Source organism: Proteus terrae subsp. cibarius (assembly GCF_011045835.1).
GTDB lineage: Bacteria > Pseudomonadota > Gammaproteobacteria > Enterobacterales > Enterobacteriaceae > Proteus > Proteus cibarius.
On the sequence record NZ_CP047349.1, the window covers coordinates 1,526,297 to 1,540,545 of the forward strand.

14 protein-coding genes are annotated in these 14,249 nt (G+C 38.2%); 6 read left to right on the plus strand and 8 right to left on the minus strand.

Annotated elements, in window-relative coordinates; translation table 11 throughout:
- The first annotated feature begins 43 nt into the window (after nucleotides 1-43).
- The 6 genes from lolC to GTH25_RS07090 all read left to right on the plus strand — a co-directional run bounded on the left by lolC (nucleotide 44) and on the right by GTH25_RS07090 (nucleotide 6,154).
- Nucleotides 44-1,246: a lipoprotein-releasing ABC transporter permease subunit LolC gene (gene lolC / locus GTH25_RS07065; protein ID WP_075673196.1), complete on the plus strand. Its 1,203-nt coding sequence runs from the start codon at nucleotides 44-46 to the stop codon at nucleotides 1,244-1,246.
- Nucleotides 1,247-1,286: 40 nt separating this feature from the next.
- Nucleotides 1,287-1,997, plus strand: coding sequence for a lipoprotein-releasing ABC transporter ATP-binding protein LolD (lolD, locus tag GTH25_RS07070; protein ID WP_375546390.1), 711 nt, complete (start codon nucleotides 1,287-1,289; stop codon nucleotides 1,995-1,997).
- A complete protein-coding gene (gene lolE, locus GTH25_RS07075) occupies nucleotides 1,997-3,244 on the plus strand; it encodes a lipoprotein-releasing ABC transporter permease subunit LolE (RefSeq protein ID WP_156733328.1) in 1,248 nt (415 codons plus the stop codon). The genes lolD and lolE overlap by 1 nt, the downstream gene beginning before the upstream one ends.
- An 85-nt stretch (nucleotides 3,245-3,329) precedes the next feature.
- Entirely contained in the window at nucleotides 3,330-4,187 is an 858-nt protein-coding gene (gene cobB, locus GTH25_RS07080; RefSeq protein ID WP_075673198.1) for a Sir2 family NAD+-dependent deacetylase, read from the plus strand.
- Between the two features lie 52 nt (nucleotides 4,188-4,239).
- Nucleotides 4,240-5,484, plus strand: a complete 1,245-nt coding sequence (gene pepT / locus GTH25_RS07085) for a peptidase T (protein ID WP_075673199.1) — start codon at nucleotides 4,240-4,242, stop codon at nucleotides 5,482-5,484.
- A 361-nt stretch (nucleotides 5,485-5,845) separates the two neighbouring features.
- On the plus strand, nucleotides 5,846-6,154 hold the full coding sequence (locus GTH25_RS07090; protein WP_075672659.1) for a hypothetical protein: 309 nt from the start codon (nucleotides 5,846-5,848) through the stop codon (nucleotides 6,152-6,154).
- A gap of 95 nt (nucleotides 6,155-6,249) precedes the next feature.
- Here GTH25_RS07090 and GTH25_RS07095 read toward each other — a convergent pair whose 3' ends face one another.
- The 8 genes from GTH25_RS07095 to rluE all read right to left on the minus strand — a co-directional run bounded on the left by GTH25_RS07095 (nucleotide 6,250) and on the right by rluE (nucleotide 14,227).
- Complete coding sequence (locus GTH25_RS07095; protein ID WP_075672658.1) at nucleotides 6,250-7,371, minus strand: ribosomal protein uL16 3-hydroxylase; 1,122 nt, start codon at nucleotides 7,369-7,371, stop codon at nucleotides 6,250-6,252.
- A 183-nt stretch (nucleotides 7,372-7,554) separates the two neighbouring features.
- Nucleotides 7,555-9,018, minus strand: a complete 1,464-nt coding sequence (gene phoQ / locus GTH25_RS07100; RefSeq protein WP_156733329.1) for a two-component system sensor histidine kinase PhoQ — start codon at nucleotides 9,016-9,018, stop codon at nucleotides 7,555-7,557.
- A 1-nt stretch (nucleotide 9,019) separates the two neighbouring features.
- Nucleotides 9,020-9,694, minus strand: a complete 675-nt coding sequence (phoP, locus tag GTH25_RS07105) for a two-component system response regulator PhoP (protein WP_075672656.1) — start codon at nucleotides 9,692-9,694, stop codon at nucleotides 9,020-9,022.
- A 214-nt stretch (nucleotides 9,695-9,908) separates the two neighbouring features.
- Nucleotides 9,909-11,279, minus strand: a complete 1,371-nt coding sequence (gene purB, locus GTH25_RS07110) for an adenylosuccinate lyase (RefSeq protein ID WP_164530459.1) — start codon at nucleotides 11,277-11,279, stop codon at nucleotides 9,909-9,911.
- A gap of 31 nt (nucleotides 11,280-11,310) precedes the next feature.
- Nucleotides 11,311-11,940, minus strand: a complete 630-nt coding sequence (hflD, locus tag GTH25_RS07115) for a high frequency lysogenization protein HflD (protein WP_075672654.1) — start codon at nucleotides 11,938-11,940, stop codon at nucleotides 11,311-11,313.
- 2 nt (nucleotides 11,941-11,942) lie between these two features.
- A complete protein-coding gene (gene mnmA, locus GTH25_RS07120) occupies nucleotides 11,943-13,046 on the minus strand; it encodes a tRNA 2-thiouridine(34) synthase MnmA (RefSeq protein ID WP_075672653.1) in 1,104 nt (367 codons plus the stop codon).
- A 109-nt stretch (nucleotides 13,047-13,155) separates the two neighbouring features.
- Nucleotides 13,156-13,605 (minus strand): NUDIX hydrolase, encoded by a 450-nt coding sequence (locus GTH25_RS07125; protein WP_075672652.1) that lies wholly within the window; start codon nucleotides 13,603-13,605, stop codon nucleotides 13,156-13,158.
- The gene (gene rluE, locus GTH25_RS07130) at nucleotides 13,598-14,227 is read right to left on the minus strand and encodes a 23S rRNA pseudouridine(2457) synthase RluE (protein WP_075672651.1); all 630 of its coding nucleotides are present in this window, start codon (nucleotides 14,225-14,227) and stop codon (nucleotides 13,598-13,600) included. The genes GTH25_RS07125 and rluE overlap by 8 nt, the downstream gene beginning before the upstream one ends.
- Nucleotides 14,228-14,249: the final 22 nt, after the last annotated feature.

Genomic DNA, 14,249 nt, shown 5'->3' on the forward strand with positions numbered 1-14,249 from the left:
TCCCTGAACACTTCGCATTAGCAACAGGAACAGCACAGATTTCATGTACAATTCTGTCTCATTTTATATAGGGCTCCGTTATATGCGGGGTCGTGCGGTCGATAAGTTCGGTCGCTTCGTCTCATGGCTATCCGCTTTAGGGATTATGTTAGGTGTAGCGGCACTGATCACAGTGACTTCTGTCATGAATGGCTTTGAACGTTCATTGCAAGAAAGTATTCTTGCTTATATTCCACAAGCAATCGTGACATCACCTAACGGGCAATTACCCCGAGATTCAAATATAGCTGAAAGATTACTGACGCGTGAAGGTATCATAAACGTGACCCCTTTAGTAGAAGGTGATGTTGTTTTGCAAAGTAAAGACAATATCAGCGTTGGTGTCATGCTGGGTATAGAAAAAGAGCAAGATGAACCTTTAACGCAGCATATTCGGTTTGGGGATTTTTCAATGCTGAAAGCGGGCGATTATGGTGTGATTTTAGGTAGTGGCCTCGCTAAACAGTTAAAAGCAAAAGAGGGGGATAACATCCGCCTTATTGTGCCAAGTGTAAGCCAATTAACGCCAATGGGAAGATTACCTAGCCAACGCTTATTTACTGTTAAAGGTATTTTCCAAAGTAGTGGTGATGCAGATGCCTCACAAATCTTAGTGAATCAGCAAGATGCAGCACGTTTAATGCGTTATCAGCCGGGGAATATTACCGGATGGCGTCTTTTCTTCTCTGATCCTCTTAATATTGAAAAATACAGTGCGCAACCTTTAGATAAAAATCTAAGTTGGAGAGATTGGCGCGAACGTAAAGGTGAATTTTTCCAAGCTGTTAAAATGGAAAAAAATATGATGGGATTATTATTAAGCTTAATTATCGCAGTGGCGGCTTTTAATATTATTACCTCACTTTCTTTGTTGGTGATGGAAAAACAAGGTGAAGTTGCTATTTTGCAAACTATGGGTTTAAAACGTTCTCAGATTATGTCTATCTTTATGCTACAAGGTGCAGGAGCAGGTATTTTAGGGGCGGTAGCTGGTGGCTTGTTAGGCGCATTACTCTCGAGCCAACTAAATGTTATTATGCCAGCAGTAGGACTTATTCCCCAAGGTGTGGAGTTACCCGCAACACTTGAGTGGGGACGAGTCTTTATGATTGGTTTCTCCGCTATTATCATTTCCCTTTTATCCACTTTATACCCGTCTTGGCGGGCCGCGGCTATTCAGCCAGCAGAGGCGCTACGTTATGAGTAATTCTTCTTTGAATAAACAGCCAATGGCATCAGAAAAACAAATGCAAATTAACAAAGATGGTTTATTGGATTGCCACGCCCTATGTAAACAATACCAAGATGGCTCTATTTCCACAAAAGTGTTGAAATCAGTCTCTTTTAAAATGGATAAGGGCGATTTTCTTGCCATAGTGGGAAGCTCAGGCTCAGGAAAAAGCACCCTATTACATTTATTGGGTGGGCTCGATTCTCCAACATCAGGTGAAGTCTTTTTTAAAGGGCAGTCACTTAATAAATTATCCTCTTCTGAAAAAGCAGATCTGCGTAATAGCCAATTAGGTTTTATTTATCAATTTCATCATCTATTACCTGATTTTACAGCACTTGAAAATGTTGCTATGCCACTAATGATTGGTGGCACGAGCGCTTCAATGGCGAAAGAAAAAGCGATGTCTTTACTTGAATCGGTTGGATTAAAAGATCGTGCTCATCATCGTCCTTCAGAGCTTTCTGGTGGTGAGAGACAACGTGTTGCGATTGCAAGAGCATTAGTAAACGATCCTGCATTAGTTCTTGCTGATGAACCGACGGGTAATCTTGACCAGAAAAATGCAGAAGGGATTTTCGAATTGTTGATTAAGTTAAACAGAGAAAAACAAACTGCATTTCTGGTCGTCACGCATGATTTGTCATTGGCTGCTCGTTTTCAGCGCCAACTTGAAATGAAAGATGGTCAACTACAGTCACAAAACGCAATTTCAGGAGTGAAATAATGGCGCAATTGCCACTTGCATTAGTGACCGCATTACGTTTTTCAAGGGGACGAAAACGTGCGGGAATGGTTTCTTTAATTTCAGTTATTTCAACACTGGGCATTATGCTTGGTGTTGCTGTCTTAATTATTGGCTTAAGTGCCATGAATGGATTTGAACGTGAATTAAAAAATCGCATTTTATCGGTGGTGCCTCACGGGCAAATTTATTCAGTAGAGCAGCCATTTATGCAATGGCAATCAGCATTACCTCGTATCGAGAATACTCAAGGTGTTGTCGCTGCTGCTCCTTATGTTTTACTCACAGGGCTGTTAGAGAAAGGAACAGAGTTAAAGGCAGTACAAGTTATGGGCGTTTCACCTGAGAAGCAAGGTGATATCAGCCTGTTACCTCGATATGTTCAAAACAATGCATGGCAAGATTTTAAAGCCGGTAAGCAACAAATTATTATCGGGCAAGGCGTTGCTGATGCACTAAAGATCAAACAGGATGATTGGCTCACCGTATTAATTCCTAATAATGATGATCCAACTAAACTTTTACAGCCTAAACGTATTCGCTTACAAGTCAGTGGCATATTTAAACTTAGTGGTATGCTCGATCATCAATTAGCGTTAATTCCTTTAGCAGATGCCCAGAAATATATGGATTATGGGCAAGGCATTACTGGGATTGAAGTGAAAACGGTAGATCCTTTTTTCGCCAATGAAATTATTCATAATGCAGGTTTAAATAGCAAAGAATATGTTTATGCAAAAAGCTGGATAAGTGATTATGGTTATATGTATAGCGACATTCAGATGATCCGTAGCATTATGTATTTGTCGATGATCTTAGTGATTGGCGTCGCTTGTTTTAATATTGTCTCAACGCTGATTATGGCGGTAAGAGATAAAAGTAGTGATATCGCTATTTTACGAACATTAGGCGCACGAGATAGCCATATTCGTAATATCTTTTTATGGTATGGCTTATTATCAGGCATGATTGGCTGTATCGCTGGTGTGATATTTGGTGTGTTGGTTGCTTATAATTTAACGCCATTGGTGTCTGTTATTGAATCATTAACAGGACATAGTGTGTTGTCTGGCGATGTTTATTTCGTTGATTTTCTACCTTCAGAAGTTCATTTAATTGACGTTTTCTCTGTATTTATTACCACTGTGATCTTAAGCCTGATTGCAAGTTGGTATCCTGCACGTCGAGCCACTAAACTAGATCCTGCAAGAATTTTAAGTGGACAATAAGTTTATTGACATACAAAGAAGAAAAAACGCTTAAACTAGTGAAGATAAGAAACGCGATATTTAAATTTGAAAACCAAGGATTGTAATGATGAAACTTAAACTTCGTCATCGTCGGCTTAGGAAGTTTCGTAAAATTAAGAATTTACGTAGACAACATTCACGTTGTCGCTATTTTCATCTAACCCATAAAACGGAACATGAAATGAATTTACCCAAAGTTGTCGTATTAACAGGGGCTGGCATTTCGGCTGAATCAGGAATTAAAACATTCCGATCAGAAGATGGATTGTGGGAAGAACATCGCGTTGAAGATGTTGCAACACCTGAAGGTTATCAACGCAATCCCCAATTGGTTCAGCAGTTTTACAATGAACGTCGTCGCCAATTGCAACACCCCTCTATTCAACCAAATGAAGCGCATTATGCATTAGCAAAACTAGAGCAACGTTTAGGTAAAGAGAATTTTTTACTGGTAACTCAAAATATTGATAATCTGCATGAAAAAGCAGGTAGTAAACATATTTTGCATATGCATGGTGAATTGCTAAAAGTGCGTTGTCCTCAATCTCGCCAAGTATTTGAATGGAAAGGGGACTTAGAAATAACAGATCGTTGCCATTGTTGCCAATTTCCATCACCATTACGCCCTCATATTGTCTGGTTTGGTGAAATGCCAATTGGCATGGAAGAGATTTATCGAGCTTTGGCTGAGGCTGATATTTTTATCTCTATCGGTACATCTGGAAATGTTTATCCAGCAGCCGGTTTTGTCCATGAAGCTCGCTTAACAGGTGCTCATACCGTTGAGTTAAATCTTGAGCCAAGTTTGGTTGAAAGCCAGTTTGAAGAGAAACATTATGGCCCTGCGAGTCAGGTAGTTGATGAATATGTTCATAAATTGTTTGAATTAATTAATGATCCTAAAGCTGATTTGACGCAATAATTATTTTATAGAGTTCCCTATTATTGTTCTTAGAGAGATCTTAGGGGGCAAAATGGATAAATTATTAGAACGTTTTTTTGAATATATTAATTTTGATACACAATCAAAACCATCTTCAAAAATGTCACCAAGCAGTGATGGACAATTAAAGCTAGCCAAGGCATTGGCTCAAGAATTAAAAAAACTGGGTTTTTCTGATGTGATGCTCAGTGACAAAGGATGTGTAATGGCAAGTTTACCATCCAATGTATCTTGGCCAGTGCCAGTTATTGGCTTTATTTCGCATCTTGATACATCTCCTGACTTTTCAGGAAAACATGTGAAACCACAAGTTCTTGAAGATTATCGTGGTGGTGATATTGCTTTGGGTATTGGTGATGAAGTGTTATCACCAGTAATGTTCCCAATCTTACATTCAATGATTGGTAAGACATTAATTACTACGGATGGTAAAACATTACTGGGTGCAGACGATAAAGCGGGTATTGCTGAAATTATTACTGCGATGGTGCGCTTAAAAGAAACGAATCGACCTCATGGGGATATTCGTATTGCTTTCACTCCTGATGAAGAAATTGGGCGTGGCGCGCATTATGTAGATTTAAAAGCATTTGGCGCAAGCTGGGCTTATACCGTAGATGGTGGTGGTGTTGGCGAACTGGAATATGAAAATTTCAACGCCGCATCCGTAAGTATTAAAATTGTAGGTAACAATGTTCACCCTGGCAGTGCAAAAGGGGTGATGGTTAACGCATTAGGATTAGCAACGCGAATTCATCAAGAATTACCTGTCGAGGAAACACCAGAAAATACCGACGGTTATGAAGGTTTTTACCATCTGCAAAGTATCAAAGGTTCGGTAGAAAGAGCAGAAATGCATTATATTATCCGTGATTTTAACCGTAACTTATTTGAAAAACGCAAACAAAATATGATTGCGATTGCAGAGAGAGTCGGTAAAGGTCTACATCCTGATTGCTATATTGAGCTAACTATTGATGATAGCTATTACAATATGCATGATAAAGTTGTTCAATTCCCACACATCATTGAAATAGCCAAACAAGCAATGATTGATTGTGATATTGAACCAAATATCAAGCCTATCCGTGGTGGTACAGACGGTGCTCAACTTTCTTACCGTGGATTACCTTGCCCTAATATTTTTACCGGCGGTTATAATTTCCATGGTAAGCATGAATTTATCTCTTTAGAAGGTATGGAAGCGGCGGTGAGTGTGATTATGCGTATCGCTGAAATTACAGCGGAAAGAGAAAAAGCCAAAGTGATTAATTAATTACTTATTGAGCTAAAAAAATAGCCGATATTTCGGCTATTTTTTTGGTTACATTTTTTATTTGCAGTGTTAGCTAAGATTATTTATTTATGTTCTTTTTAATCTTCATGTAACATGCTACCTTCAGTTTTATCTTAAGTGATATTGATAAAACAAAATAGAATAAATTACTAAAAAGAAATATAAAATAAATTATATAGAGTCTCTTAAGTTAAAATAAAATCACTTCATAATAATACGAATGTTAATTATGAGTTTTTCAAACTTAAAATATACGCTATTTTACCGCAATAGATTGATAAATTAGAACAAGTTAATGTCATCTATAATTATTGTAAAATGATAATATAAGGATGGTAGAATGGATACGGCATCAGGGAAATTAGTTAATCCTGTAATTGAAAAACAAATTGATTTAAATAATAAAAAAGAAATCAATATTAATAATGAAAATAAAGTATTAATAAAGACACATGAAAAACAATCATTTATTATTATCTCTAGCTATTTTCTGATAACTTATTTAATCTCATTTTCTCTTTATGCAACAAATAGTAAGCATACGTTATTGCTTTTTTTCTTACAGAGTACATTTTTCGTTGTTATCCCTTTTTTCTTTTGTAATACAAGAGTACTTTTAAAAGAATCGATAAATTATTTAATTCGTTAAGTTTTAAGATAAGATATATAGTATATCTAATAATAAAGAAGCCCTGCCATTAATATGACAGGGCTTTATAGCTTATTATTGGAAATTAGTAATAATTAATCTTCAAAATACCAATAACCTTGGTTAACTAACTGAGTTAATAAACGCACAAATTTTGGATCAGCTAATGCATCGCCCAAGTGTTGTTTATCAATATAATCATATTGGCAAAGCGCATCCACGGCTTCTATATGGTCAGTGTCCATCAATTGACCATTTACAAAACAGTTATCGCCAACACGTAATGCACGAATACCATTTAAACGATGAAGTTGCTCACCTTGTTGCAGTAAATCGTGAATTTCTGCATTTTCATATAAAGGTTCTGGAACTGCGAGATCAAGTTCATGACGAGATTGAGAAATAAATTCACCAAACCAATGACGGAATACTTCTGGTTGAGCAAGTAAATCCTCCATCATGTCATGGAGTTTATTTAACTCTTGATGTTGCACTAATGCTGGATTTTCACGCGGTGTTAGATCTGGGTCACTATAACGATAGCTACCTAAATCATTTGCTAGCACATAGTCAGCGAAACCACTGAAAAGTTCACGAGCATTAGGTGCCCTGAATCCGACAGAGTAGTTTAGCGATTCTTCAATCGCATAACCTTCATGTGGGAATCCAGGTGGGATATAAAGAATATCACCCGGTTCTAATTCTTCATCAATAATTGCTTCAAAAGGATCAACTTGCAGCAGATCAGGGTGAGGGCAGTGTTGTTTCATTGGGATTTTTTCACCCACACGCCAGCGACGACGACCTTGCCCCTGAATAATAAAGACATCATATTGATCAAGGTGTGGGCCTACACCACCACCGGGAACAGAGTAAGAGATCATTAAATCATCAATACGCCAATCGGGTAACACGCGAAATGGCTTCATTAATGCCGCACTAGGAAAATGCCAGTGATCGACGGCTTGTACAAGTAAAGACCAGTCTTTATCACCAAGTCCTTCGAAGTGCTCAAAAGGCCCGTGTTTGACTCCCCATTGTCCGTCTTGACAGCTTACAAGACGGCTATCCACTTCATCTTCCATTGCAAGACCAGCAAGTTCGTCAGGAGATAAAGGATCAACAAAACGAGAGAAGCCGTTTTTAATTAATAAAGGGCGTTTTTGCCAATGGCTTTCGAGGAATGATTGCCAATCTAAATTAAGTTTATAGTCCATTGTGTATATCCTGAATTCGGGAAGCCTGAAGCCATAGTATAATGAATTCTAACTTCCTGCTAAACATTCCTTTGAGCAATGTGAGTAATAGCGAGTAACACGATAATAGCTGAACAGATATCATACATAACGCCGTATATTTGGCGGTAAAGAAAAAAGAAAGAAGTTTCTTATCAATAAGGATTATTCGCGATCAGTGGTAAGTCGCTGCTCAGCAAAAGTTACGGTGATACGAGCACCACCTAAAGGACTATCAGTAATAATAATTTCGCCACTGTATTGTTCAATAATATCTACTGCGATCGATAAGCCTAAACCTTGTCCCGGACGCAGTGTGTCTGCTCTAGTTCCTCGCTGGAAAATAGCCTCTCTTTTTTCAGGGCCGACTCCTGGACCATCATCATCAACAATAATTATTACGCTGTTTTCATTATTGCTAACGTTGATTTCAACGAATTCTAAGCAATATTTACAGGCGTTATCCAGAATATTGCCCATCACTTCCATAAAGTCATTTTTCTCACCTAACCACATAATTTCAGGTGAAACATTGAGTGTTAAATCAACCCCTTTTGACTGATAAACTTTACTTAATGCACTACAAAGATTATCGAGCAATCCTGACAATGAATGGAGTTTTCGCGTGGTGATATCATGATCACCATGAATGGATGCGCGGTGTAGGTAATAACCCATTTGTTGTGAAATTCGTTCAATTTGGTCGAGCATAATAGGTTCAGCTTGCTCTATCGTCATTTGCTTGCCTGATCGCAAAGAGCGTAATGTTGATTGCAACACAGCTAGTGGCGTTTTTAAGCTGTGGGTGAGATCAGATAAACTTGTACGATATTTACTGTAACGACTGCGTTCATTACGCAATAACACATTTAAATTTCGCACTAAGCCTTTTAGTTCGGTTGGCGGGTTTTCATCCAAATCATTGCGAGTCCCTTTTTCTAATGCACTGATTTGTTCAATAACTTGCTTTATGGGTCTTAAACTCCAATGTGCAGCCAACCAAATTAAGGGGACAACTAAAAATAGATTTGCAAGAATGATATATAAGAACCAGTCCCAAACTTGACTGACTTTTTGCATACGTTGAGGAATAGGATCGATAACCGCGATTGCCATATAAGGCATATTATCAGCCGCAGGATAATGATTAATCACAACAGAGTGAGTTAAAAACTCATTACTGGAATATTCGTCAAGGCGTTTGAGATAAACACGATATTGCGGTAACTGCTGTAACATTAAACGTGTTGTTTTGACATCAACAGAGATTTCAAATAGGCCTTCTTCATGGCGCCATTTATGTTTAATGCTATCAGGTATAGCTTTCGGTAAATCGGGCGGTATCCATAATACATTACCTTTATCATCAAAAATAACCACCAGCGAGGTATTGTTATTATTAAGATTTGTTGGAAATTCAATATTCAGCTTGCTCCTATCCCACTGCGCTAAGCTGTAGTAAAGATTACTTTGACTACGCATCAACATAAAAGTGGTTTTATCCACACTGACAATCGAACCGACAATGGCAACTAACCCATAAGAGAGTGTAAGTGCCAAAATAATGGCACTAGTTGCAAGTAAAAAGCGAGTTCGTAATGAGAGCGGAGAGCGCTGTTTTTTTTGCATATTAAGGTTTCATATCAAAACGGTAGCCTTGCCCGCGTACTGTAACCACCACGTCATCAGGGTATTTTTCTAAGATTTTTTTACGTAGTCGGCCCATCAGTACATCAATAGTGTGACTCTCTTTTAATTCAGCATCTGGATATAACTGACGCATTAATGCATCTTTACTAACAACTTTATTTTGATTGCGCATTAATGTTTCTAAAATTGTATATTCAAATGCGGTTAACTTAATTTGCTCTCCTGAAATCATGAACTCTTTACGTGATAAATCCAATTCAAACGGTTCAATGGCGAGAGTTTGCGATGCAATTCCCATGTTTCTTCGCATTAAAGCCTGAATACGTGCAACAATTTCCTCAAAATGAAAGGGCTTTGTCACATAGTCATCAGCACCTGCATTTAATGCTGAGACTTTTTCTTGCCAACTTTCACGGGCCGTTAAAACCATTATTGGTAGGGTGATATTATTCTCTCGCCATCTACGAATAAGGCTAATGCCATCTTCATCCGGCAATCCTAAATCTACAATGGCAACATCAGGTGTACCTTCTGCTATAAAACTATCTGCTTCTTTGGCATCTTCTGCTGCATCAACTTGATGTCCAGCATCACGAAATTGCACAGATAAGTGATGGCGAAGTAAGATATTATCTTCAATAATTAAGATCCGCATTATTCCACCTTGAGTACAATCAGCAAAAATTCACTGTTGTAAAATAAATACAGGAAATGATAGTTAAACTATTATATAAAAATATGGGCTCATCATAGACAATCTAGCGCTTAAAAAACACTGTATCCAGCAAAGTGTTTAAGTTATAGATAGTTTTCTCTGTGTTTTGGTTATAAAAAAAGGCAGAAATTATCTGCCTTTTTAGAGAGGAAAATTAGTTTAACTTATCAACAAGTTGAGTTGCAAAACCAATATAGCTTTCAGGTTTCATTGCTTTTAAGCGTACTTTTTCATCTTCCGGTAGTTCTAAACCATCAATGAAAACGGCCATATCTTGTTCTGTAATGCGTTTACCACGAGTAAGCTCTTTCAGCTTTTCGTAAGGTTTTTCAATGCCATAACGACGCATTACAGTTTGGATTGGCTCTGCTAACACTTCCCAGTTGCAGTCTAATTCTTCACGAAGATGGCTTTCATTCACTTCGAGTTTATTAAGACCTTTCATGGTTGACTGATAAGCAATCAGCGCATAACCAATACCAACACCTAAATTACGTAGTACTGTTGAGTCTGTTAAGTCACGTTGCCAGCGAGAAACAGGTAATTTACTAGAAAGATGTCCCATAACTGCATTTGCTAACCCTAAGTTTCCTTCAGAGTTTTCAAAATCAATTGGGTTTACTTTGTGAGGCATGGTTGATGAGCCAATTTCCCCCGCAATCGTTTTTTGTTTAAAGTGATTTAGTGCTACGTAACCCCAAATATCACGGTCGAAATCGATTAAGATAGTGTTGAAGCGACCAATACAATCAAAAAGCTCCGCAATATAATCGTGTGGTTCAATTTGAGTTGTGTACGGGTTCCATGTAATACCAAGTGAAGTGACAAATTCTTCACTAAATTGATGCCAGTTTACTTCCGGATACGCAGCTAAGTGAGCATTGTAGTTACCCACTGCACCGTTGATTTTGCCTAAGATCTCAACTTGTGTTACTTGACGATATTGGCGTTCCATACGGTAGGCAACGTTAGCAAATTCTTTACCAATTGTAGACGGCGTTGCAGGTTGACCATGAGTACGAGAAAGTAATGGTAAGTCACGGTATTCTTGAGCCATTTTACTAATGGTATCAATAATTTCGCGCCATGCAGGTAATAAGATCTCTTGGCGTGCTGTTTCTAACATAATGGCATGAGACAGATTATTAATATCTTCAGAAGTACAAGCAAAGTGAATAAATTCAGAAACCTGATGTAAAGCAGGGATGGTCGCCACTTTTTCTTTTAAGAAATATTCTACGGCTTTTACATCATGGTTAGTGGTGCGTTCGATAGTTTTAATACGCGCTGCATCTTCTTCATTGAAGTTAGCAACAATTGCATCAAGGTAATCGTTTGCGTTTTTTTCAAAGGCTGGAACTTCTTTTATGTCGGCGCAAGATGCCAGCTTTTGTAGCCAGCGAACTTCTACCTGTACACGGAATTTCAGAAGACCGAATTCACTAAAAATAGAACGTAACGACGAAGTTTTACTACCGTAACGACCGTCAATCGGTGAAATCGCTGTCAGCGAAGATAATTCCATTGTTGGCAACTCCCAGGTTGAATTTAAAGTATTAACATTGAGCGAGAAAATCATCAGCTTGTCGCAGAATAGTCTTTTGATGCAGTAAAAAATCAAAACGACGACCACCGACTTGACGCCAGAGCACAGCACTACGAATGCCAGTTAATAACAACGCTCTAACTTTAGCTTGAATAATAGGGTTCTTTAAAAGATCAATAGAGCCATGAACCTGAATGCGAGGGCCAACAGGGCTAACGGCATCAACATAAACGCCTGCAAGTGCATTAAATACACCTTCAGACATAGGTTCAAAATAACTTTTTTGGCGCTCTAGTTGAGAAATTTTTTGCGATAAGTGTGAGCTGTAATCATCATTTCTATTGATAAGACGCTCTAGATTGATTAAACCTTGCTGATAAGTCATCAATTCAAGCGTTAGCTTTTCTCTTCTTACCGCCTGATGAATGGCTTTCAGTGTTTGAAAACCTAATTTTAAGTGGCTGATTTGATTGCCATAAACATCTAGTGTTGAAGTTGGGTTGAGATTAAAAACACTGTTAACCATTACTTCAACATCGTTCTCGTTCGCACTACCTTGGTAAGCAATTTGCTGAACGAGACGACTTGCTTGGCAGATGCCTGCCAATGCAAGTGTTATATCACGAAAATCTTTAGCCACATCTACTCCTGAATACGTGTTTCAATGATCCCGCCACCTAAACAGACTTCGTCTTGATAAAAGACGGCTGATTGTCCTGGAGTTACAGCGGCAACAGGATAATCAAAGCGGACTTCAATTTTATCTTCACCTAATGGTGTTACTGTACACTCAATATCAGGTTGGCGATATCGTGTTTTAACAGTACAGCGGAAAGCTTCAGTTATAGGTTCTCTTGATACCCAATGTAACTGCTGAGCAATTAGACCAACAGACATTAATCTTGGATGTTCATGACCTTGAGCGACAACAAGAATGTTTTTCTCAACATCTTTATCAACCACATACCAAGGATCTTCTCCACCATCTTTAGTACCACCAATACCTAAACCTTTACGCTGACCTAATGTGTGATACATCAAACCTTGGTGTTCACCAATAGTTTCACCATCAACAGTCACGATAGCACCGGGTTTTGCAGGCAAATAGCGCGATAGGAAATCGGTAAATTTACGTTCGCCGATAAAACAAATACCTGTTGAATCTTTTTTCTTTGCTGTTGCTAAATCAAGCTTTTCAGCAATTTTTCTGACTTCAGGTTTTTCCATTTCACCAACAGGGAAAAGGCTTTGTGCAATTTGCTCATGACTTAATGTGTATAAGAAATAGCTTTGGTCTTTGTTATTATCAACACCGCGAAGTAATTGACTTTTACCATCAATATCGCGACGACGAACGTAGTGACCTGTTGCTATGTAATCAGCACCCAAATCTTCAGCAGCATATTCTAAAAATGCTTTAAATTTTATTTCTTTATTGCACAGAATATCTGGGTTTGGGGTACGACCAGCTTTATATTCAGATAAAAAATGTTCAAAAACATTATCCCAATATTCAGCAGCAAAATTGATGGTATAAAGCTCAATGCCAAGTTTATCACACACGGCTTGCGCATCGGCAAGATCGGTAGACGCTGAGCAATATTCTGTATCGTCGTCTTCTTCCCAGTTCTTCATAAACAGACCAACGACCTGATATCCCTGTTCCTTAAGAAGATAGGCTGAGACGGATGAATCTACGCCACCGGACATTCCTACGATGACTTTTTTTTGGCTGTTATCTGACATGACTGGATCTCACTGCGGAAAAATAAGCGCCATACTTTACCATATCACTGACACAGGTGCATCAAGTCTTACTCTGTTTTTGATGCTTTGTTTTTTCCTTTTCTATTATTTAGTTAAAGGGAGTTCCAAAGCTACTCAAGATAGAGAGGGGATAACGTTCACCTTGTTGATAACATAACAGGCTTTCCCTCACCAATGGTGAACGTAGTTGCTGGCTATGAATAATTTCATCAGTACTAACCCAGTGACAACAATTAATATCGCTATCTTGAGGTTGCGTTTCAAATTGTTCTTGCGCCTCAATAAGAAAAAGAAAACGTAAAAAAGGGGTTTTATCCGGCGCAATCCATTGATGTAATTTAAGAAAATATTGAACCGGAAGTGTTAACCCTGTTTCTTCCCATAATTCACGCTGAACAGCCTGAATAAGCGTTTCATTGGCTTCAAGATGCCCAGCAGGTTGATTCCACGTTGCTTTTCCATTGACCGTTTCTTCAACAACAAGAAACTTATTTTTTGCATGAACGATACAAGCGACAGTCACATGAGGTTTAAACAAAATCAATCTCCTTCCATTCACCAGGTAATAAGTTATCCAATGTAATATTTCCCATACTAAATCGGATCAAACGCAATGTTGGATAACCAATATGAGCCGTCATTCGTCTCACTTGACGGTTTTTACCTTCAAATAACGTTATTTTTAACCAACTCGTCGGGATAGTTTGACGTTTTCTAATTGGAGGATTTCTCTCCCATAGCCATTCGGGCTGTTCAACTATTTCGATTTGTGCTGGTAATGTTTTGCCGTCTTTAAGTTCTAACCCATCTCTAAATTGTTGTAATGAGTCCGTACTTGGAATGCCTTCAACCTGAGCATAGTAGATTTTTCCTGTTTTTTTACCCGGTTGTGTTAATTTTGCTTGTAACTTCCCATCATTTGTTAAGACTAAAAGTCCTTCACTATCTCTATCTAAACGTCCAGCTGCATAAATATCATGAATAGGAATAAAATCTTTTAGTGTTTTTCTGCCATTTTCATCCGTAAATTGCACAAGAACATCGAAGGGCTTGTTGAAGATAACAACTTTACGCTCACCTCTTGGGCGTACTGGTTTTCTTTGTGCTGATGGAGTGTAGTGTTTTCTCGATTTAGCGCTATTTTTAAGTTGATTTGCCATAGTTAATTTTTGTAAAAAATGG

Coding starts and splice junctions, on each gene's coding strand:
- purB (WP_164530459.1), bottom strand. CDS start 11,279: ATGGAATTATCTTCGCTGACAGCGATTTCACCGATTGACGGTCGTTAC.
- cobB (WP_075673198.1), top strand. CDS start 3,330: ATGATGAAACTTAAACTTCGTCATCGTCGGCTTAGGAAGTTTCGTAAA.
- GTH25_RS07095 (WP_075672658.1), bottom strand. CDS start 7,371: ATGGACTATAAACTTAATTTAGATTGGCAATCATTCCTCGAAAGCCAT.
- mnmA (WP_075672653.1), bottom strand. CDS start 13,046: ATGTCAGATAACAGCCAAAAAAAAGTCATCGTAGGAATGTCCGGTGGC.
- lolC (WP_075673196.1), top strand. CDS start 44: ATGTACAATTCTGTCTCATTTTATATAGGGCTCCGTTATATGCGGGGT.
- GTH25_RS07090 (WP_075672659.1), top strand. CDS start 5,846: ATGGATACGGCATCAGGGAAATTAGTTAATCCTGTAATTGAAAAACAA.
- lolD (WP_375546390.1), top strand. CDS start 1,287: ATGCAAATTAACAAAGATGGTTTATTGGATTGCCACGCCCTATGTAAA.
- pepT (WP_075673199.1), top strand. CDS start 4,240: ATGGATAAATTATTAGAACGTTTTTTTGAATATATTAATTTTGATACA.
- phoQ (WP_156733329.1), bottom strand. CDS start 9,018: ATGCAAAAAAAACAGCGCTCTCCGCTCTCATTACGAACTCGCTTTTTA.
- phoP (WP_075672656.1), bottom strand. CDS start 9,694: ATGCGGATCTTAATTATTGAAGATAATATCTTACTTCGCCATCACTTA.
- lolE (WP_156733328.1), top strand. CDS start 1,997: ATGGCGCAATTGCCACTTGCATTAGTGACCGCATTACGTTTTTCAAGG.
- rluE (WP_075672651.1), bottom strand. CDS start 14,227: ATGGCAAATCAACTTAAAAATAGCGCTAAATCGAGAAAACACTACACT.